15 protein-coding genes and 1 tRNA gene are annotated in these 18,479 nt (G+C 38.2%); 6 read left to right on the top strand and 10 right to left on the bottom strand.

The genetic code is table 11. The features are described 5' to 3' along the window. Position 1 precedes the first annotated feature (1 nt). Entirely contained in the window at positions 2-850 is an 849-nt protein-coding gene (locus FD29_RS00555) for an NAD(P)H-hydrate dehydratase (RefSeq protein WP_057887034.1), read from the bottom strand. Between the two features lie 67 nt (positions 851-917). On the opposite strand from FD29_RS00555, the gene FD29_RS00550 reads away from it, so the two are divergent. Beyond that, positions 918-1,001: transfer RNA gene (locus FD29_RS00550), tRNA-Leu, on the top strand. A 74-nt stretch (positions 1,002-1,075) separates the two neighbouring features. Here FD29_RS00550 and FD29_RS00545 read toward each other — a convergent pair. From FD29_RS00545 to FD29_RS00535, 3 genes are all read right to left on the bottom strand, one after another. Next, positions 1,076-1,579, bottom strand: a complete 504-nt coding sequence (locus FD29_RS00545; protein ID WP_057887033.1) for a hypothetical protein — start codon at positions 1,577-1,579, stop codon at positions 1,076-1,078. Between the two features lie 446 nt (positions 1,580-2,025). Next, complete coding sequence (locus tag FD29_RS00540; RefSeq protein ID WP_057887032.1) at positions 2,026-3,399, bottom strand: FAD-dependent oxidoreductase; 1,374 nt, start codon at positions 3,397-3,399, stop codon at positions 2,026-2,028. A 145-nt stretch (positions 3,400-3,544) separates the two neighbouring features. Next, complete coding sequence (locus tag FD29_RS00535) at positions 3,545-3,931, bottom strand: DUF2513 domain-containing protein (RefSeq protein WP_057887031.1); 387 nt, start codon at positions 3,929-3,931, stop codon at positions 3,545-3,547. Positions 3,932-4,132: 201 nt separating this feature from the next. Here FD29_RS00535 and mscL point away from each other — a divergent pair, with 201 nt between their 5' ends. Further along, the gene (gene mscL / locus FD29_RS00530; RefSeq protein WP_057887030.1) at positions 4,133-4,522 is read left to right on the top strand and encodes a large-conductance mechanosensitive channel protein MscL; all 390 of its coding nucleotides are present in this window, start codon (positions 4,133-4,135) and stop codon (positions 4,520-4,522) included. 518 nt (positions 4,523-5,040) lie between these two features. Here mscL and FD29_RS00525 read toward each other — a convergent pair. From FD29_RS00525 to FD29_RS00505, 5 genes are all read right to left on the bottom strand, one after another. Next, on the bottom strand, positions 5,041-5,493 hold the full coding sequence (locus FD29_RS00525; protein WP_057887029.1) for an ASCH domain-containing protein: 453 nt from the start codon (positions 5,491-5,493) through the stop codon (positions 5,041-5,043). A gap of 93 nt (positions 5,494-5,586) precedes the next feature. Further along, on the bottom strand, positions 5,587-8,130 hold the full coding sequence (locus FD29_RS00520; RefSeq protein ID WP_057887028.1) for a hypothetical protein: 2,544 nt from the start codon (positions 8,128-8,130) through the stop codon (positions 5,587-5,589). Positions 8,131-8,334: 204 nt separating this feature from the next. After that, positions 8,335-8,568 carry a hypothetical protein gene (locus tag FD29_RS00515; protein ID WP_057887027.1) on the bottom strand — a complete coding sequence of 78 codons (234 nt, stop codon included), beginning with the start codon at positions 8,566-8,568 and terminating at the stop codon, positions 8,335-8,337. A gap of 206 nt (positions 8,569-8,774) precedes the next feature. Continuing rightward, the gene (locus tag FD29_RS11805) at positions 8,775-9,479 is read right to left on the bottom strand and encodes a sensor histidine kinase (RefSeq protein WP_420834651.1); all 705 of its coding nucleotides are present in this window, start codon (positions 9,477-9,479) and stop codon (positions 8,775-8,777) included. A 592-nt stretch (positions 9,480-10,071) separates the two neighbouring features. After that, positions 10,072-10,773, bottom strand: coding sequence for a response regulator transcription factor (locus FD29_RS00505; RefSeq protein ID WP_057887026.1), 702 nt, complete (start codon positions 10,771-10,773; stop codon positions 10,072-10,074). 219 nt (positions 10,774-10,992) lie between these two features. Here FD29_RS00505 and FD29_RS00500 point away from each other — a divergent pair, with 219 nt between their 5' ends. Both FD29_RS00500 and FD29_RS00495 read left to right on the top strand, forming a co-directional pair. Then, entirely contained in the window at positions 10,993-13,446 is a 2,454-nt protein-coding gene (locus tag FD29_RS00500) for an ArnT family glycosyltransferase (protein WP_235804232.1), read from the top strand. A 22-nt stretch (positions 13,447-13,468) separates the two neighbouring features. Next, on the top strand, positions 13,469-14,437 hold the full coding sequence (locus FD29_RS00495; protein ID WP_057887025.1) for a glycosyltransferase family 2 protein: 969 nt from the start codon (positions 13,469-13,471) through the stop codon (positions 14,435-14,437). Positions 14,438-15,070: 633 nt separating this feature from the next. Here FD29_RS00495 and FD29_RS00490 read toward each other — a convergent pair. After that, a complete protein-coding gene (locus tag FD29_RS00490; RefSeq protein ID WP_057887024.1) occupies positions 15,071-16,048 on the bottom strand; it encodes a GMP reductase in 978 nt (325 codons plus the stop codon). A 306-nt stretch (positions 16,049-16,354) separates the two neighbouring features. Here FD29_RS00490 and glnA point away from each other — a divergent pair, with 306 nt between their 5' ends. After that, positions 16,355-17,683 carry a type I glutamate--ammonia ligase gene (gene glnA / locus FD29_RS00485; protein WP_057887023.1) on the top strand — a complete coding sequence of 443 codons (1,329 nt, stop codon included), beginning with the start codon at positions 16,355-16,357 and terminating at the stop codon, positions 17,681-17,683. Between the two features lie 159 nt (positions 17,684-17,842). Beyond that, a complete protein-coding gene (locus FD29_RS00480) occupies positions 17,843-18,280 on the top strand; it encodes a MerR family transcriptional regulator (RefSeq protein ID WP_057887022.1) in 438 nt (145 codons plus the stop codon). Positions 18,281-18,479: the final 199 nt, after the last annotated feature.

The raw sequence follows: 18,479 nt of genomic DNA, 5'->3' as shown, positions 1-18,479 counted from the left end.
CTCAATCCTCACTTTCAATTTGACTGTATCTAGCCATGTATTTAGGCAATTTGCGAATAATGGCCGATGGCAAGACGACATAATGCTTTTCGTTCAGTTGGTCAGCAATAATGCTGTGGATCAATAGGGCGGCTGAAATCGTGTCTAAGGAGAAACCAAATTGACCGATGAAACCTGCGATGATACCAGTCAACGTGTCTCCCATGCCGCCAGTCGCCATACCAGGATTGCCAGCTTCGATTTGGGAAACTTGATCGTGATAATAAATTTCTGAATGGTGTTTTTTCAAAACTAATACGGCATCGTGATTTAAATGTTCCAAAGCTTCGAAATTATTGCTGACGGTTTGTTCAAGAATAGGTAAGTTAGCCAGTCTTTGCCATTCGCCTTGATGTGGCGTCATAACGATGTTGGCGGTCGTTTGTAGAGGAATTTTTTCACTGGCAATAATGGTTAAGGCGGAAGCGTCTAAAATCACTGTTTGATTAGTAGCGGTATTATTCAAGACGGTTTTGACCAAACCTTTAGCAACTGAAGTTGTTCCTAAACCTGGTCCAATTGCGATAACTGAACTGCTGATAATGGCTTCCAAAAGGAGTTGCTTGTTGTGATAGTCGATAGTCATAGCTTCAGGAATGCGCGTGTTGATAGCGGTGAATTTTTCAGGGGTAGAGGCGACGGTAACTAATCCAGCCCCACTGTGAACGGCTGCACTGGTAGCCAAAATAGCTGCACCGCCAAAGTTGCTAGATCCGGCGATAATTAAAATTCTGCCATAGTTTCCTTTATATGAATTAGGTTTTCGAGGTAAAATAACGTTACTTAAAATACTTTTACTAATATTTTCCATTACAAGGACCTCCATTTGTAGTATCATTTTCATTGTAATCTAATTGGTAGATTATTTGTATTGATTTGCCGCCGTGGCGGAATTGGCAGACGCGCATCGTTCAGGTCGTTGTGTGGTTTTCCACATGCAAGTTCGAATCTTGTCGGCGGCAGAGTTTTATCGGTAAAAAAATAGCTAAAGTCCTTTTAAAACAAGGATTTTAGCTATTTTATTTTGCTTGAAATATTATTTTTTATTTGCACTGGAGAAAACATCCAAATTGGATTGGAAATGTGAGTAAGTAAAAGGTGTCTTGCCCTTTAAGGATTTATTTTTCAATTTAATATTTAAGCGGGTGTGAAATTTCATCTTCAAAGCAAAATCAGTTTTACAGAAGTAGTCGATTTGATAAGTTTGGGGGGCATTTAATTTTTTTACATAAATACCGGTATCACTCAAGTTATCGAAATACAATTTAGGATATTCGGATTTGACGGCACTGTGAGCGATGGCATAGAATTTTTTTCTCTGATCATCGTTTAGGTTATTGTTTTTTTTATCTATGAGCACATGGCTGCCAGTTTGATCATAATAGGGTGCTGACCAATGATGACTGGAATACAGTTTAAAGCCGCTAAAGCCTAAAGAAACGATCACTAAGGCCACAATCAACCAGAGCCACCATTTAGTGTAGAGTGGCTTTTTTTGCCTGCGATGACGTTCAACACGACTGTAACCATAAGTTTGCATAGATTTATTATCCCCGATTTTTGAATGATTTAAGACCTTTTTCTAATTATAGCAATAGTCGAATCGATTAATACGGTTGGAAGTTAAAAATCTCGAAAGAGAGCAGTTATAATATGTACTTAAAAACCTCAGATTCATATTTAGAATCTGAGGTTTTCTATGTTAATACTCAAAAGTTAACCAGTTTGTTTCACTAAATTGAAACGAGTTGCTCAAACCAGATTCCTGCGCATTGCTACGGCCTAAAAATCATCTGCCAAAAACGGTCAGATAATTTCCAGGTCTAGGCAATTGCTCAGGATCTAAGCAGTTTGCTTCACTCTCTAAAACGAGTTACCCAAACTAACTTTCTGCGTTTTGCTACATCTCCCAAATCACTCGCAAACCCGGCGAGCAATTCGTGAGATTAGGCAAATACCCAAAAGTTAACCAGTTTGTTTCACTCTCTAAAAGTCTTTTTCACCAAGGGCATGTTGAGCAGCAACGTTTAGAATACTCCATTGTCTGTCAAAGCCTGGTTGGAAGAAGAAGTCAGCGTCGGCCAAATCTTCAACGGTCAATTTGTGTTGAACGGCCAAGGCCAAAACGTTAGCTTGAGCAGTGACATCATAAGTTGACAAGACAGCGCCACCTAAGAGAACGTGGGAACTTGGATTGAAGAATAATTGGACACAAACTTGAGGATTTTCTTTGCCAGCAAGTACGTATGCAGGTCTGAGACTGCCTGAATAGAAGGATGATTTTATCTCTACATTGGAACGTTTAGCAGTAAAGCTATTCAAACCAGTTTCAGCAAAGTGATAATCGAAGACGCTCAAAGCTGATGAACCAACGACGCCTTTGAATGGCAAAGCGGGTGTCTTTTCAAATAAGTGTTTGACGACATATCTAGCTTCACGACGAGCAACAGTTGCTAAAGCAATCGGAACATGGTTGTCAGCTGGGATTGAATAAGCCAATGTAGCGTCACCTAAGGCATAGACATCGGGCAAATTAGTTTGAAGGTACTCGTTATTTTTGATCCAGCCGCGGTCGTCCAAATCAACGGTTCCTTTGAGCCAGTCAGTATTTGGTTTGACACCAGCAGCTTGGATGACTAAGTCACTTGGGTATTCAGCGTCAGATGTTTTGACAGCTGAAACTTTACCGGTACCAACGTATTCTTGAATGTGAGCACCTGTGACAACTTTGACACCTTTATCTTCGAGGTGTTTAGCTAAAATGTCAGTCATTTCGGAATCGAGGTAAGTGCCCAAAGGACGGTCGATCATGTCGATAATTGTGACATTCTTACCAGCTTTTTTGGCAGCTTCAGCAGCTTCAATACCAATATAGCCGGCACCGATAATAGTAATATTTTTGACTGCTGGATCTTCAAGTTTTGCTTTGATCTTTGTAGCCCAGTCGAAGCCACGCATCAAATAGACATTTTCTAAGTCGTTGCCGGGAACAGGAATTGACTTAGGTGTTACACCGGAACTCAAGATCAACTTATCATATGGATAATCTTGGGTCGTATTATTGACAGAATCAACAACTGTAACCGTCTTTTGATCGGCATTGATCTTGGTTACTTGATGGTTGTTGAGAATTTCTACGTTTTTATCTTGAGCAAAATCACTTGGTCTGAAGTTACGAACATCGTTCACGTCGGTAACTGCATTTTCGAGATACAATTCAGTACCACAGGACATGAAGGAAACAAAGTCGCCCGCTTCAAATAATTTGATATCGATATCATCATAACGCTTGAGTAATTCTAGAATTGATTGGTGGCCACCGTGGGAAGCTCCAACAATTACTACTTTAGTCTTTGACATAAAATAACCTCCGCTTATAATTTTTAAAAATCAAATCATACACCCATAGATTAAAGCTAAAAAAAACAAGTGTCAAACAATAAGTTAGTTGACACTTGTCGATATTTTAGCTTTAACTAAAAATATTTTGTTGAATCAGATTACATTAGAATACTAATTTTGAAATTGCTTTGGTCAATGTCTGTGGAGTTGACATTTGGCCATTTTCTTCGAGAATTTTTTTGACTTGATTTTTAGTATCCTCTTCACGTAATTTCTTGAGATATTGGAATCCAGCAATCGTCAGACCATTGAACTTGATCAATGTGACGTATTTTAAGGGACTGACGATACCAGAGATCAGACCATCATTGATCAAACTGAGAGTAGTTTCTTGAATATCGTCGATCAAAAACTGATTAACGTTGTCGCTTGCAATGTAATCTTTGACCAGTTGATAACGTTGAGCGTCGTCGAGAAGTTCTTGGAAGTCTTTGGGATTCTTGTCAGCGATGATTTCCAGAACCATTTTATAAATGTCAAATTTATTCATTTCTTCACAGCCTTTCAAGTTGATTATAGATGAAAAGAGAATAAAAAAATACTCACTGGTTGAGTAAGTATTTTATCTGTGATGATCAATAAAATAATTGATAAATTGTCGATATGTATACTGCTTTTTAGTAAAAAATTTGCAAAAATGACCTGAAAAACCCTATAATTAAAGTAATGAAGAAATTAGGAGATTGGGAATATGATAAAAGAATTTAAAGATTTCATCAGTCGTGGAAACGTAATGGACTTAGCTGTCGGTGTTATCATGGGGGCCGCTTTTACAGCCATCGTTCAATCATTAGTTGGTAATTTGATCAATCCATTGATTGGTTTGTTCTTAGGTAAGATTGACTTGAGCAATTTAGTCTTCAAAGTCGGGGATGCAACGTTCAAATATGGTAATTTTCTTGAATCGATCATCAACTTTCTGATTATTGCAATCGTAGTCTTCTTCCTAGTTAAAGCTATGAATAAAATCATCAGCAGTCGTGATGAGGAAGAGGAAGAACCTGAAACAACTAAAGAGGATGAGATGGTTATGTACTTGAAGAAAATTTCTGATGCTTTAGATGAAAAAGATGCTAAGTAGGGGATTAAAATTTTTTTGCTTAATTAAAAACCCATCTCTGATTCAGTACTTTCGAATCAAGGATGGGTTTTATGCTAGTATTTGAAAATTGACTATGCTTTGAAATGAGTTACACAAATACTCAAAAGTTAACCAGTTTGTTTCACTTTATAAAATGAGTTACACAAACTAACTTTCTGCGTTTTTCTACATCTCCCAAATCACTCGCAAAACCGACGAGCAATTCGTGAGATTAGGCAAATACTCAAAAGTTGGCCGGTTTGCTTCACTCTCTAAAACGAGTTGCCCAAGCCAGATTCCTGTGCATTGCTACGACCTAAAAATCATCTGCCAAAACCGGCCAGATAATTTCCAAGCCTAGGCAATTACTCGGAATCTAAGCGGCTTGTTTCACCTTATAAAATGAGTTACGCAAACCAACTTTCTGCGTTTTTCTACATCTCCCAAATCACTCGCAAAACCGACGAGCAATTCGTGAGATTAGGCAAATACTCAAAAGTTGACCGGTTTACTTCACATTAATAAATACGTTTGAAAACTTCACACAAACAGGGAATATTCTCGTTAAATGTTTGACCGGCTTCCTTGTATTCTTGCTTGAAGAAATCTTCGTGAACTTGACGCCAGTATTCTAAAGTTCGATCGCCTTCACCTTCATGATAGGCATGTTCGGCACTGACATATTTGAAGGGAACTACTTCGGTAACTAAGGTTTCTGTGATACAGACAGGGTCGCCATCGCCGTTTAAAATGATATTGTAATCGCCAACTTGGGGCATGTATTCGTTAGGTTCGTAGAGGGCGTACGAAGATGTAGTAGCCGTCTTTTTGCCATCATAGATCAATTCAGCCAATTCTTGAGCGGACTCTTTGGTACTTCCGTAGGAACTAATATCACCGAGTGGGTAATAAAGTGAATTTTTGTCTCTTAAAAAATTGAACCAGTAATCTTGAATTTTTTCCTTATCCATTATGGACACCTCAAATATTAATCTTTATAAGTTTATTAAAACATAGGTAAATAAAAAATCACAAATTCATTTTTGAATTTGTGATTTTATTATTTATTGAATGGAATCAACGGTTTGCCAAGTCCAATGGCTGACATAGTTACCAGGAGTGGAGCCAGTTTTACTGGCTTTGAAATTGAGGCGAAGATTATTCAATATATCATCAGTGAAGTCACTGGTTTGTTCCCACTCATGATGTTCTCCGAGTTTTGTTTGGCCAATTATCAGATTCTTTGGCTTAACTAGCTGATTTTTCCAATAAGTCCTATGAGTCAGTCGCTCTTTGTCATTGGCCATTCGATCGGGGTCACCGGTGAGTTCGCTGTCACCACCAGAATTACTGTCGTTGAAATCTTCATCTTCATCATCATCGTCACCATCGTTAGGATCATCAGCATTCTTGTAAAATTTTGACATCGTCAGTGAAACTCCCGCAGGGGTGGCATCCTTTTTGCGGAAATCAGTTAATATAACGCGTCCCTGAGTGATTTTTGGTTTGACCTTTGAACCATAGTCGTTTGAAACGGATATTTCACCAAAATCAATTTTTTCTGGAGCGGTTAAATACATGCTCCCAGGTTCATGTTGAAAATGAATTTCATCGGTACCGATATTTCCTTCATGATCAACGATTTTAAAATCAATCTTATGGATCTCGAAATCGTTATGTTCCTTAATATCAAGAGCATTTATTTCCCAATTGTTATAAGCACTCAAAGTTGGATTGTCCAAGCTAGTTTCAACTGGTTTCTCTTTGCCTCCGTCAATTGAGTAAGTGATAGACTTGATTTTTTCACTGTCAGCATCGTTCCAAACGCCTTTGATGTCGAGTGCATGATTAAAAGGATTGTGAGGATCATTAGGGGTTGAATGTGGAGAAGTAACAGTGATTTGTGGAACATCAGTAGCAGGTTGAATAAATCGAAAGACGGTTTCTTTAATACGAGATTTATTCCCTTCAGTGTGATATTCATCTTCCCAGTCCGTCATTTGAAGTCGTAAAGTGTGATTTCTTTTGCGATTCAAGTCCTTAATAGATATTCCATCATCGATTGAGAATTCGTGAATCTTACCAAAGTCGGATTCCTTTTGAACGCCCTTGAATAATTCCTTAGCATTTTTGAATTCAGAATCGTCAATTGAATATTTCATGGTGGTATATTTACTGTCAAAGTCATACCAAGAACCCTTAATAGTAAAGTGATCAAACATGTCCATGACTAATTCAGGGTCTTCATGAGTTCCTTGATGGTCTAGTTCAATAACTGGAACTGCTGATTGATCATTGATATCAGTCTGGGCAGCGTATTCCAGGGAGACAGTTTTTTCGGGTAATAGATCTTGTGGGGCAGTTCGCATAGTCAAGCCGGCATCCCAGAGTTCTTCTTTTTCATCAGCCCCGAGTCTTTTTCCAGCAATAAGAGCATTAGAAGTTCCTTTATCGCCAGGGTCACGCTGGTTTTCAAAAGCATTAAATTTATATCTGGGAACGAAAGGTGAATTGTAACGATTGGTACTTGAATTATAGAACCAAATAACATTGAGAATGTGGCTGATATAATGAGGTTTTCCACTCTTCCATGGATAGTATCTTTCTTTAGTTTCTAGGAGAGGTCCAATCCCTATAGTATGCATAAATCCCTTGGTAGCCAGATATGATTTACCAATCGAACGAGCGGCCCAAGCTTTAGGACCTTGGGGATAATTGGTAAAGATACTTGTTCTAACTTCTTTGTTGCCTGATTCGATGTACATCCCGCGGTCGCCACCTAAAGAACGCATAGGAACATAATTTCCAATTTTATTTAATTGTGCTTTTTCATGAGCTGATAACTTACGACTGGTTTTTTCGATTTCACGACCATCCTTGTTGAGCGACAGGTCGTGACTGGAGAAGCCACTGAAGTTATTAAATACCCGATCGCCAACATTTTTAAAATCAATTTTAGTCACAACTTTTCCAGCTGAATTGAAACTATGGGTGATAGTTGTTTCAATCTTACGATTTTCACGATTGTTAGTTTCTACAGGGTAGGCTTTTTGCAAATAGACCATTCGTTGTTCTTCAAATCCAGTAATCGGGTTTACCCGGAAGTAAAATGATGGTTTACCCGCCATAGCAAAACTATAACCATTTTTATCGGGACCAGAAGTCCCCGGCATCAACCAATTGTCGGTTTTTACAACAGAATTATAAATATTATTAGATATGAAACTATTTGGGGAACCGACGGGACGATCTTCAATATTTTGTTTTTCAAAGAATTCATCGGCCTTTTGGTTATCCCCATAGTGACTTGTGTAAATATGATTTCTATCACCTTCGGGACCATCTTCAATTCTTGCACCAGGACTAGAGTAGAGAACTGCAAAGTTAGCAGCAGTTAAGCTATTTTTACGTGCTTTTCCTTTAGGAGAATATGCATCAGCAATTGTCTGATTGGCTTTAGCCATTTCGTAATCACCGAAGTAAAGGTAAGGTTGAGTGGTTGAACCATTTTTGTGATTCAAAATAGGTCCCTTACTAAGACGTAGTTCTTTAGTTTTGATCCAGCCACTGTCAGCACCTTCATCATCTTCATGTTCAGGGTCATTCATTCTTTTATCTAGACTAGTTGGTTCGTCCTCATTGAAAGTTTGATAAAAGAGGGATTTTTCATCGCCATTAAAAGCCTCTAATTTAAAGGCTTTATTATTAGCAATCGCTAATCTGAAATTCTTGCTTTCACTAGGAGCTAATTTTACTGTTACTTTTTGATTATCTGAATCAACAGAAACATTTTCTGAACCCAGCTCTTTTTTTTAGGCGTCAAAGTCGATAACATCTTTTTCGCTAGTTTGAAAAACCAACGTTTGGTCAGATCCTAATTCGTAGTCGACGGTTAATTCAAGCTTGTCATCTTTTTCATGTAATTCAGTAACGTCAGCAGAAGTCATAGATTCAGCGTGAATGGTGGTAGTTTTTATAAAGCATAAGAGTAATAGACTTAAAAAGGTGGTAGTTAAGCATATTAGGGTTATGTTTTTTCTTCTCATAAAAAAAGTGCCTCCCTAAGAAATGATTTTTAAATCTTAGCATGAAGGTCTTTTTTATCTGATTCAAAAGATGTAAGTGCTTTTTTTGGAAAATGAAGTGCAAAATATTAAAATTAATATTAAAAATATTAAACATTACTTTAGAAATACAATATTTAAATATAATTAATAAAAAAATCATTCAATTAAGAATGATTTTTTTATTATCAATGTTTAATAGGAAGTTCAACTACAAATTCACTGCCATGAGGCAAGTTGTCACGAACAAAAATATGTCCATGGTGTAAACCGACAATCTGTTTAGCGATGGCTAGTCCTAAACCGTGGCCGCCACTGTTAGTATTGCGGGATTTGTCGACTCGGTAGAAACGGCCAAAGATTTTGTTTTTCTCATCGTCAGGGACACCAACACCGGTATCACTGATGATAAATTGATATTTGGAGCCTTCAACTTGATCGTAAATTTTGATGGTGCCATTTTTAGGCGTATATTTCGTGGCGTTGTCCAACAAAATGATCAGCAGCTGCTTTATCTTGTCCCGGTCCAAATTCAAGGTGGGATGTGAGTTCAGATTGATTTGAAAGACTTTTGACTGAGAATTGATGATGTCTTTGAACGGCTCGATGGGGTCTTTTAAAAAGAACTCTGGTTTAGTCAATTCAAAGTTGTACTTAGTCGTAGCTGAGTCGGAACGCGCTAAGACTAAGAGGTTATTAGTCAGGGAATTCAGACGATTGACTTCATCCAAAGAGACGGAAATGGCTTCAGCTTCATCGAGAATCGTCTGGTTAGGTTTAGTCAGCATATATTCAAGTTTTCCTTGAATAATAGTCAAGGGCGTTCTTAACTCGTGGGCCGCATCGTTGACGAATTCGGTCTGTTGTTTCCAAGATTTGACGATCGGCAACATATTGATCCGTGCCAAGATGTACGAGATGAGTAGGGCAATCACCCAGAATAGGAAGAACGTAATGATCAAGATTTTCTTGAAATTATCGATTGCTTGGATCTGGGTATCGATATTTTGCATGATCAAAACATAATTGCCGGCATACATTGGATTATTATTTTTTTTGGAAACTTTTATTAAAATGGAACGGAAATTCATATTCTTTACAACTAAAGTTTGTTTGACATTAACATTATCTTTATTTAAATTTATGTGTTTTAGAACTGAATAGCGATTACCCAAACTGGATTTGTTCAAGAGTTTACCTGACGAATCGAAGACTAAGATCGAAGCCTGAAAGGGGGTCTTGGGATCCGGCTTTTTGTTTTGGTCGTCGAAACGATTAGGGTCATGAGGATCTGGTGTGAGTTTCTTTTTGGCCATATTCGGTTGCTTTTGAATCGAAACGACTTGGTTTCTAATATCTTTATCGATACTGCGATACGTCGACGATTGAAAGAGATTGAAAATGATGATTCCTAAGGTCAAAAAGAGAATGGCAAAAGCAGCCATAATGGACAAGAAGAGTTTGAATTGTTGGCGACGTGTGATTTTACTTTGACTGGTTTTCGGTTTCATCTTGGAAAATATACCCAACGTTTCTAATAGTTTTGATCAAGCTGTCATTTTGTGAAGGACGAAGTTTTTTACGTAAATTACTCATATAAACTTCAACGACTGTGATTGAAGTGTCGGAGTCAAACCCCCAAATTCGTTCAAAAATTTGGTCCTTGGTCAAAATCGTATTTTTATTTTGTAACAAATAAACTAATAAATCATATTCTTTGCCATTGAGAGAAACTGGTTCGTCATTGGCAGTGATCACATGGTTATTCAGATTGACTTCTAGATTTCTAATTTTAAGCGTGGAGTCATCAGCTAGAACGCCACTACGTTTCAACAGAGCTTTCACACGGGCCTGAAGTTCCTCACGGTGAAACGGCTTAGTCAAATAGTCGTCGGCACCCAGATTGAAACCGTGGATCTTGTCATCGATCTCGGCTTTGGCAGTCAAAATCAAAACCGGAGTGTTGATTTTTTCGTTGCGGATATTTTTTAAAACGTCATAGCCATTCATTTCTGGCAGCATGATGTCGAGAATAATTAAGTCGTAAACATCCTCCGTTGCTGCAAACTTGCCACTTAGGCCATCGTTTTCAATATCTACTTCTGAAAAATCTGCCAAGAAGGAAGCAATATTGTTGGCTAGGTTCTGATCGTCTTCGACTACTAAAATTCTTATATTATTTGGCATAGTAATCTCCTTTTGTAAATTCTAGTAATAATTATAAAGCATAATTTTTAATTTAAGCTAAGTTTAAGTTAGTTTGGCTAATCTTGTCCTTGTCGTTAAGAAAGGAATTTGAACAGATGAAAAATAATATGCAATTAAAACCAATTCTATTATCAGTTTTAGTCTATTCAATCATTTGTTTCTTTATAAATATTGTTATTCAAGGATAGGAGAAGTTAAATGATGGAATCAAAAGAACCTAGTCGTGTTCAAAAAAATGAACGAACGAGTTTTTTCCATAAATTAAGAACTATTAAATATGACTATTGGCTGATAGCCATTCTCATTCTGGCAGCATTCTTGTATGCCTGGAACATTTGGGAAGCAGGGGAAGCCAACAACTTCTATACTGCCGCTATCGTCAGTATGACTAAAAGTTTTAAAAATTTCTGGTACGCCAGTTTTGATCCTGCCGGATTCATTACAGTTGATAAACCACCGGTAGCACTCTGGTTTATGACGATCAGTGCCAAAATCTTTGGAGTCCATGGTTGGAGTGTCGTCTTACCATCGATTCTGTTTGGGATTGGATCAGTCTACTTGATCTACAACATGGTCGCTAAAAAGTTTGGTCGTATCCCAGCCAGAATTTCAGCTTTGATCATGACTTTAACACCGATCGTAGTAGCCGACTCCCGGACCAACAACATGGATGCTACGTTAGTATTTTTCCTACTGTTGTCATTTTGGTTCGTACAAAAGGCGGTAACTAATAAACAACAACGTTACCTTTGGATCGGATTTGCTTTGATCGGATTTTCTTTCAATATCAAAATGTTACAAGCCTTTATGGTTTTACCGGCCTTGTATCTCTACTATTGGATAGCTGCCGAATTCAATTGGAAGAAAAAATTGGCTCACTTGTCAATTGCGACGATCTGTTTAGCAGTTTTCACCTTGATTTGGCCCTTGTCAGTCGATATGACTAATGCCAACAGTCGTCCTTATGAAGGTGGTTCTGAAACTAACTCAGCTTTGGAATTAGCCTTTGGATATAACGGTACTGAACGTTTGTTAGGTCAAACTACCGGTACTGGTGGAGCTTTCCCAGGAATGGGCAGTTCATCTAAGAAGAGCAGTAAGTCAATGACTCCGCCTTCTGGTACTAAAAAATCAAGTTCGAAATCATCAACAAACGCACCAACGCCACCAAGTGGAAGTAGTACTAAGAAGTCCGCTAGTGGTAATCCTCCAGCTAAACCATCAGGTTCTAAGAAAGGCAATGCGCCAACAATGCCAACTGGTTCTAAGAATGGTGGACCAGGTAGTTCTAAAAATGGTGGTGGAGCTGGTACTGGCGGTGCCGGTGGTGGTGCCTTCAACATTGGTACAGCCGGTCCGTTCAGATTGCTTCAAAAAGAATTGGGACCACGGATCAGTTGGCTGATGCTGTTAGCGGTCTTTGGAGTTATTTCCAGTTACGCTTACTTCAGAGGTTCCAAGATGAAGAAATGGTACGCACTAAACGCTCAGAGAAAAGAACTTTGGCTCTGGCTAGGATGGTTAGTACCTGTAGCTGGCTTCTTCTCAGTCGCTAGTTTCTTCCACCCTTATTACACGATCATGCTAGCTCCCGCAATGGCAGTTTTAGCTGGTGTCGGAATTTACACAATGATCAAACAGTGGCGTGAAAAGTCGCTTTGGGCAATGTTGTTGCCAATTTCCATTTTGTCTACAAGTATCTTACAAGCTTGGTATTTAACAGATTATTATCCAACCCTTGCTTGGGTATTGTTGATAGCTGGAATCATCATCTCGCTTCCATTGTTCGTCTTGCCATGGATCGCAATCAAATTGAAGAATAAACGAATTTGGCCAATCGCCGCTTTGATAATCGTTATGTTGGCCCCAACTTGGTGGTCATTGACACCGACTTTAGCTGGTTCCAGTGATGGTATCCCTAGTGCCGGACCAAGTTTACTATCGTCAATGGGCGGTGGCGGCATGGGTAACTCCCAAGTCGACTCGACCTTACTCAAATATTTGGAAAAACATCAAGGCAATGCAGAATACTTATTTGCTACTGATGATTCTAGTACCGCTGCACCATACATTATCAAGACTGGTAAAGCTGTCATGGCAATGGGTGGTTTCAATGGTACTGACAAAGCTATTACGTTGAAACAATTTAAGAAACTCGTTAAAGAGGGCAAATTGAAGTATTACTACTCCGGTGGTAAAACTGGTGGTTCTAATACTGAAATTGTCAACTGGATCAAGAAACATGCTAAGAAAGTTACTTTATCAAACAGCACGACCCAAACGAATAATTCTAGTTCGGTAACAGTATCGACGAAGAGCAAAACTTCTGCCGAGGCTCCAACTGGACAAGCTCCAAGCGGCACTAATCCAGCTTCAAGTAGCAAGTCGACTCCACCGGCTAAACCAAGTGGATCTAAGAGTGGTGCCCCAAGTGGTCAACCATCTGGAACAAAGCCAAGCGGTACAAAACCAAGTGGTACAAAACCATCCGGAACCAAAGCACCAACAGGTAAGAAGAAATTAACCAAAGCTCAACTCAAGAAGATGAAGAAGTCGAATAAAACTGGCGCACCTTCAATGGGTACAGGTGGCGGCATGGGTGGTCCTGGTCAATCAGGTACCCTCTATGATTTATCAAGTATTTATAAGTAATCAATGAAAGGAACATTTGCTTATGAAAAATCAATTAATATCGATTGTCCTTCCAGTTTTTAATGAAGAGGCTGGTATTCAAGCTACAATTGATACGTTATTAAATTATATTGAACAACAAGAGGAAAGTTATGAGTTGATTTTCGTTGACGATGGTTCCAAAGATAAATCAGTCGCCATCATCAACCAGGCTATCGCTCAACATTCCAATATTAAATTAGTCGAGTTCTCTCGTAACTTTGGACATCAGTTGGCGATCACAGCTGGCCTAGAATATACCAAGGGTGATGCTGTCGTTGTAATGGATGCCGATTTGCAAGATCCACCTGAAGTTATTCCCCAAATGATTGAGAAATGGCACGAAGGGTACGAGATCGTCTACGGCAAGAGAATGCAACGGGACGGTGAAACATTTTTTAAGAAATTTACAGCGAAGATGTTTTATCGGACTTTCCGCAAACTAGCCACGATCGATATGCCCCTTGATACAGGAGACTTTCGCCTGATGGACCGTAAAGCTGTCAATCAGTTGATGAAATTGCACGAGCAAGATCCTTTTGTCAGAGGACAAGTTACTTGGATCGGTTTCAGACAGACGAGCGTAAAATATCATCGTCAAGAAAGAATTGCCGGTGAAACCAAATATCCACTTTCTAAAATGGTCAAACTAGCTTTGGATGGTATCACATCATTTTCAATGAAACCCTTGCAAGTCGTTAATATCTTTTCGATTTTGCCTTTGGCAAGTGGAGTCTTCTCACTAGGATATTTGATCGTAACTAGCAACTATTCACTAGCATCTGTTGGTGTAACTATCTTATTGTTCACATTGGGCTTGTTGATGCTGTCGATTGGCATATTGGGAAGTTACTTGGGCCGAGTATTAGACCAAGTTAATAATCGCCCTAGATATATTGTCAGCAAAACTGAAGGATTTGAGGCTCGAAACAAGGGTATTCATGATTTCAGCGCTCGACAAATAAATAATTAATAAAATTAAAATTACTGTTTTATATATGAAAAGTTTTCACACTTTTTAAATAATAGTTTATGTGTTAAAGTAATGGTAAATTTGATGATTACAAAAGTTGTTTGATGGACAACTTCTGGCATCAAATTGAACATGAACTATCCCATTCATTAAAAGAAGCTGACGAACACCCAGTCGTCAACTTCTTTTTTCTTTGCTCCAAAAAAACGATTATGCTTTTTTATAAAATTATTTGATTCATCGATTATAAAAGATGATTATTTCACAAACTAGAGGGTGAAACAAACCGGTTAACTTCTGAGTATTTGCTTAATCCCCCGAATTGCTCACCGGTTTTGTGAGTAATTTGGGAGATGTAGCAAAACGCAGGAAGTTGGTTTGTATAACCCATTTAGAGGGTGAAACAAGCTCGGTCAGATTCTGAGCAATTGCCTAGATTTGGAAATTAGCCACTCGATTTTGGTGGGTGATTTTTAAGTCGTAGCAATGCACAGGAATCTAGCTTGTGTAACTCGTTTTGGAGAGTGAAACAAACCGGAAAACTCATTTTGGATAACAAGACATTATGTCTGTTTATTGCAAATTAAAAGGACCTCAATTCCAATCGGAATCGAGGTCCTTTTTGGTGAACTTTTAGTAGACATCACCATTGTAGATAGAATTTTTAACGATTACGTAGTCAACTTTGCGAAGCGAATTGAGATCTTTACCACCAGCATAAGAAATGGAAGATTGAAGATCTTGTTTCATTTCTTCTAAGGTGTCTTTGATTTCGCCTTTGTAAGGGATGAGCATCCGTTTTCCCTCGACGTTTTTGTATTCGCCTTTTTGAAATTGTGAGGCGGAACCATAATAAGCTTTGAATTTTTGACCATCTTTTTCGATGATTTTACCGGGAGATTCTTTGTGACCAGCGAGAAGAGAACCAATCATGACCATATCGGCACCAAAGCGAATCGATTTAGCAATGTCGCCATCGTTTCTAACGCCACCGTCAGCGATAATAGGTTTGCTAGCAGCCTTAGCACACAATCTGATAGCAGCTAGTTGCCAACCACCAGTACCAAAACCAGTTTTTAATTTAGTGATGCAAACTTTACCAGGTCCAATACCAACTTTAGTTGCATCGGCACCGGCGTTTTCTAGTTCACGGACAGCTTCAGGTGTACCGACGTTACCAGCGATAAGGAAAGATTCGGGGAGGTTTTGTTTAATATATTTGATCATTTGAATAACGCGGTCACTGTGGCCGTGAGCGACGTCGATCGTGATATAGTCTGGCTTGAGACCTTCGGCAACGAGTTCGTCGATGAATTGAAATTCTTCTTTTTTGATACCGACACTGATCGAAGTGAAGAGACCCTTTTGGTTCATATCTTTAATGAAGGCAACTCTAGTTTCGGGAGCAAAACGGTGCATGACGTAAAAGTAACCATCAGCAGCTAGTTTTTCAGCTAAATTTTCATCAATGATCGTTTGCATGTTTGCAGGAACAACAGGGATCTTAAAAGTTTTTGGTCCAAATTTAATAGTTGTATCACATTCAGAACGACTATCGACGATACATTTATTCGGAATTAGTTGAATATCTTCATAATCGAATACTTGCATTTAATATACACCTCATTAATTACGAACAATTATTATTTTTATATTCATGTTCGTTCGTACTTATAATTTAACGGTTAATGATTAAGAAGTCAAATTAAAATTGCTAATATTTTCATTTATTATGATAGAATTTTCCTATACAATAAAATTTGTAGCAAATATTCTTATTTTTACACTGGGCAATGAAAATATTTGACACTAATACATGGAATTGGTATTATTATCATATTATTAATAGAACAGTATATTAATAACGTTTATTAGTGACCTTTAAAAAATCGGTATATCCAATAGGAGTGGTTAAAAGTGCAACAGTATACTGCAGAAGATATTACAAAAATCGTTAAGGAAGAAAACGTTGAGTTTATCTGTTTGATGTTTACAGATATCAACGGAATCATCAAGAACGTCGAGGTTCCTGTTTCTCAACTAGACAAGGTGTTAGCAAACAAGATCACCTTCGATGGTTCATCAATCGATGGTTTCACACGTATTGAAGAAAGTGACATGTTGCTACATCCTGATCTATCAACATGGTTGATCTTCCCATGGGGCGAAGAACACGGACGCGTTGCCCGTTTGATCTGTGATATTTATAAGACTGACGGTACACCATTTGAAGGCGATCCTCGTGTAAACCTCAAGCGGATCATCAAGAAGATGAACGACATGGGCTATTCACATTTCAACATTGGACCAGAACCAGAATTCTTCTTGTTCAACACTGATGAACATGGCAACCCAACATTGCATCTCAATGATGATGGTAGTTACTTTGATTTCTCACCAGTTGATCTAGGTGTCAATGTACGTAAAGATATCGTTTTAGCCTTAGAAAAGATGGGCTTTGAAGTCGAAGCTAGTCACCACGAAGTTGCACCTGGCCAACAAGAAATCGACTTTAAGTACCAAGACGCTATCTCAGCTGCCGACAGTATTGAAACTTTCAAATTAGTTGTTAAGACTATTGCAAAAGAAAATGGTTTGTATGCAACCTTCATGCCAAAACCTGTTCAAGGTATCAATGGTTCAGGAATGCATATTAACATGTCACTATTTAATGGCGACGACAATATCTTTGATGATGCAAATGATATGTTGTCACACACAGCTAAGAAATTCTTGAGTGGTATTCTCAAGCACGCTCGTGCTCTAACAGCTGTCAACAATCCAACCGTTAACTCATATAAACGTTTAGTACCAGGTTATGAAGCTCCAACATACATTGCTTGGTCAAGTAAGAACCGTTCACCATTAGTACGTGTACCTGCTGCTAAAGGTAAGTCAAAACGTATCGAAATGAGATCTGTTGATCCAACAACGAACCCATATTTGGCCATCGCATGTATCCTTGATGCTGGTCTAGATGGTATCGCAAGTGATTATCCATTGATGAATGAAGTTAAGGATAATATTTACGAAATGTCTGAAGACAAACGTCGTGAAGAAGGCATCGTTGATCTTCCTTCAACATTGCACAATGCTTTGAAAGCACTTCGTAAAGACGAATACGTTCAACAATCGCTTGGCAAAGGTCTAACAAATAGTTTCTTTGCTGCTAAGAATGCTGAATGGGCTAGATATCAACAAACCGTTTCTCAATGGGAACGAGACACTTACATGTCACAATATTAATTTGAGAATTAAAAATAGTGGTGATCCGTTTTTGTGGATTGCGACTATTTTTTTATGTTTAAAACTATGGTGCCGAACACTTTTGCTAAAAAGTATAAAAATATCCATACAAAAGGTATACTATAAATAATATTTTTACTGAAAAAGAGGAATAACGAAATGGCTTATTCAATTGGACAAGTAGCAGAGAAGACCGGACTGTCTAGCTACACGTTACGTTATTATGATAAACAAGGCTTGATGCCATTCGTTCATCGCGATGATGTCGGTCGCCGGGAATTTACAGAAAATGATATGGACTTTATTGAATTAATTACATGTTTGAAAGAAACAGGGATGTCATTAAAAGAGATCCGTGAATTCGTCAATATGTCTATGGAAGGCAATGATACGCTAGAACAACGTTTGGAAATGTTCAAGAAACAACGTGACGAAGTGTTGGAACAGATCAGACAGTCGCAAAAGTATTTAGAAAAATTGAGCCACAAAGTTCAGTATTTTGAAATGGCTTGTGCTCAAGGAACGGAAGACGGTTTGGAAGATTTCTGCGATACTTTGGAAGCAGCTTCAAAAGCTAGTCAATCAATGGATAACTAAATATTTGTTTAATGGCTTTTCTCTGGAAATCATTAGTCTAAAATGTTAATATTTGGCGTAATCAAAATTATGGTTACTGCTTTCCCCCCAGAGAGCATAAGGGACACTACTAAGCTGGTGTCCCTTTTTTTGTGCATTAAAATATTTTTTATTCAAATATGCATAATCTAATTGTTAATAAATGGAATAAATGATAATA

This window comes from Companilactobacillus mindensis DSM 14500 (assembly GCF_001434275.1).
Taxonomy (GTDB): domain Bacteria; phylum Bacillota; class Bacilli; order Lactobacillales; family Lactobacillaceae; genus Companilactobacillus; species Companilactobacillus mindensis.
This window is presented reverse-complemented; position numbering and strand designations above follow the sequence as displayed.

Coding starts and splice junctions, on each gene's coding strand:
- FD29_RS00535 (WP_057887031.1), bottom strand. CDS start 3,931: ATGAATAAATTTGACATTTATAAAATGGTTCTGGAAATCATCGCTGAC.
- FD29_RS00495 (WP_057887025.1), top strand. CDS start 13,469: ATGAAAAATCAATTAATATCGATTGTCCTTCCAGTTTTTAATGAAGAG.
- FD29_RS00490 (WP_057887024.1), bottom strand. CDS start 16,048: ATGCAAGTATTCGATTATGAAGATATTCAACTAATTCCGAATAAATGT.
- FD29_RS00555 (WP_057887034.1), bottom strand. CDS start 850: ATGGAAAATATTAGTAAAAGTATTTTAAGTAACGTTATTTTACCTCGA.
- FD29_RS00525 (WP_057887029.1), bottom strand. CDS start 5,493: ATGGATAAGGAAAAAATTCAAGATTACTGGTTCAATTTTTTAAGAGAC.
- FD29_RS00520 (WP_057887028.1), bottom strand. CDS start 8,130: ATGAATGACCCTGAACATGAAGATGATGAAGGTGCTGACAGTGGCTGG.
- mscL (WP_057887030.1), top strand. CDS start 4,133: ATGATAAAAGAATTTAAAGATTTCATCAGTCGTGGAAACGTAATGGAC.
- FD29_RS00545 (WP_057887033.1), bottom strand. CDS start 1,579: ATGCAAACTTATGGTTACAGTCGTGTTGAACGTCATCGCAGGCAAAAA.
- FD29_RS00540 (WP_057887032.1), bottom strand. CDS start 3,399: ATGTCAAAGACTAAAGTAGTAATTGTTGGAGCTTCCCACGGTGGCCAC.
- FD29_RS00480 (WP_057887022.1), top strand. CDS start 17,843: ATGGCTTATTCAATTGGACAAGTAGCAGAGAAGACCGGACTGTCTAGC.
- FD29_RS11805 (WP_420834651.1), bottom strand. CDS start 9,479: ATGTTGCCGATCGTCAAATCTTGGAAACAACAGACCGAATTCGTCAAC.
- FD29_RS00505 (WP_057887026.1), bottom strand. CDS start 10,773: ATGCCAAATAATATAAGAATTTTAGTAGTCGAAGACGATCAGAACCTA.
- FD29_RS00515 (WP_057887027.1), bottom strand. CDS start 8,568: ATGAGAAGAAAAAACATAACCCTAATATGCTTAACTACCACCTTTTTA.
- FD29_RS00500 (WP_235804232.1), top strand. CDS start 10,993: ATGATGGAATCAAAAGAACCTAGTCGTGTTCAAAAAAATGAACGAACG.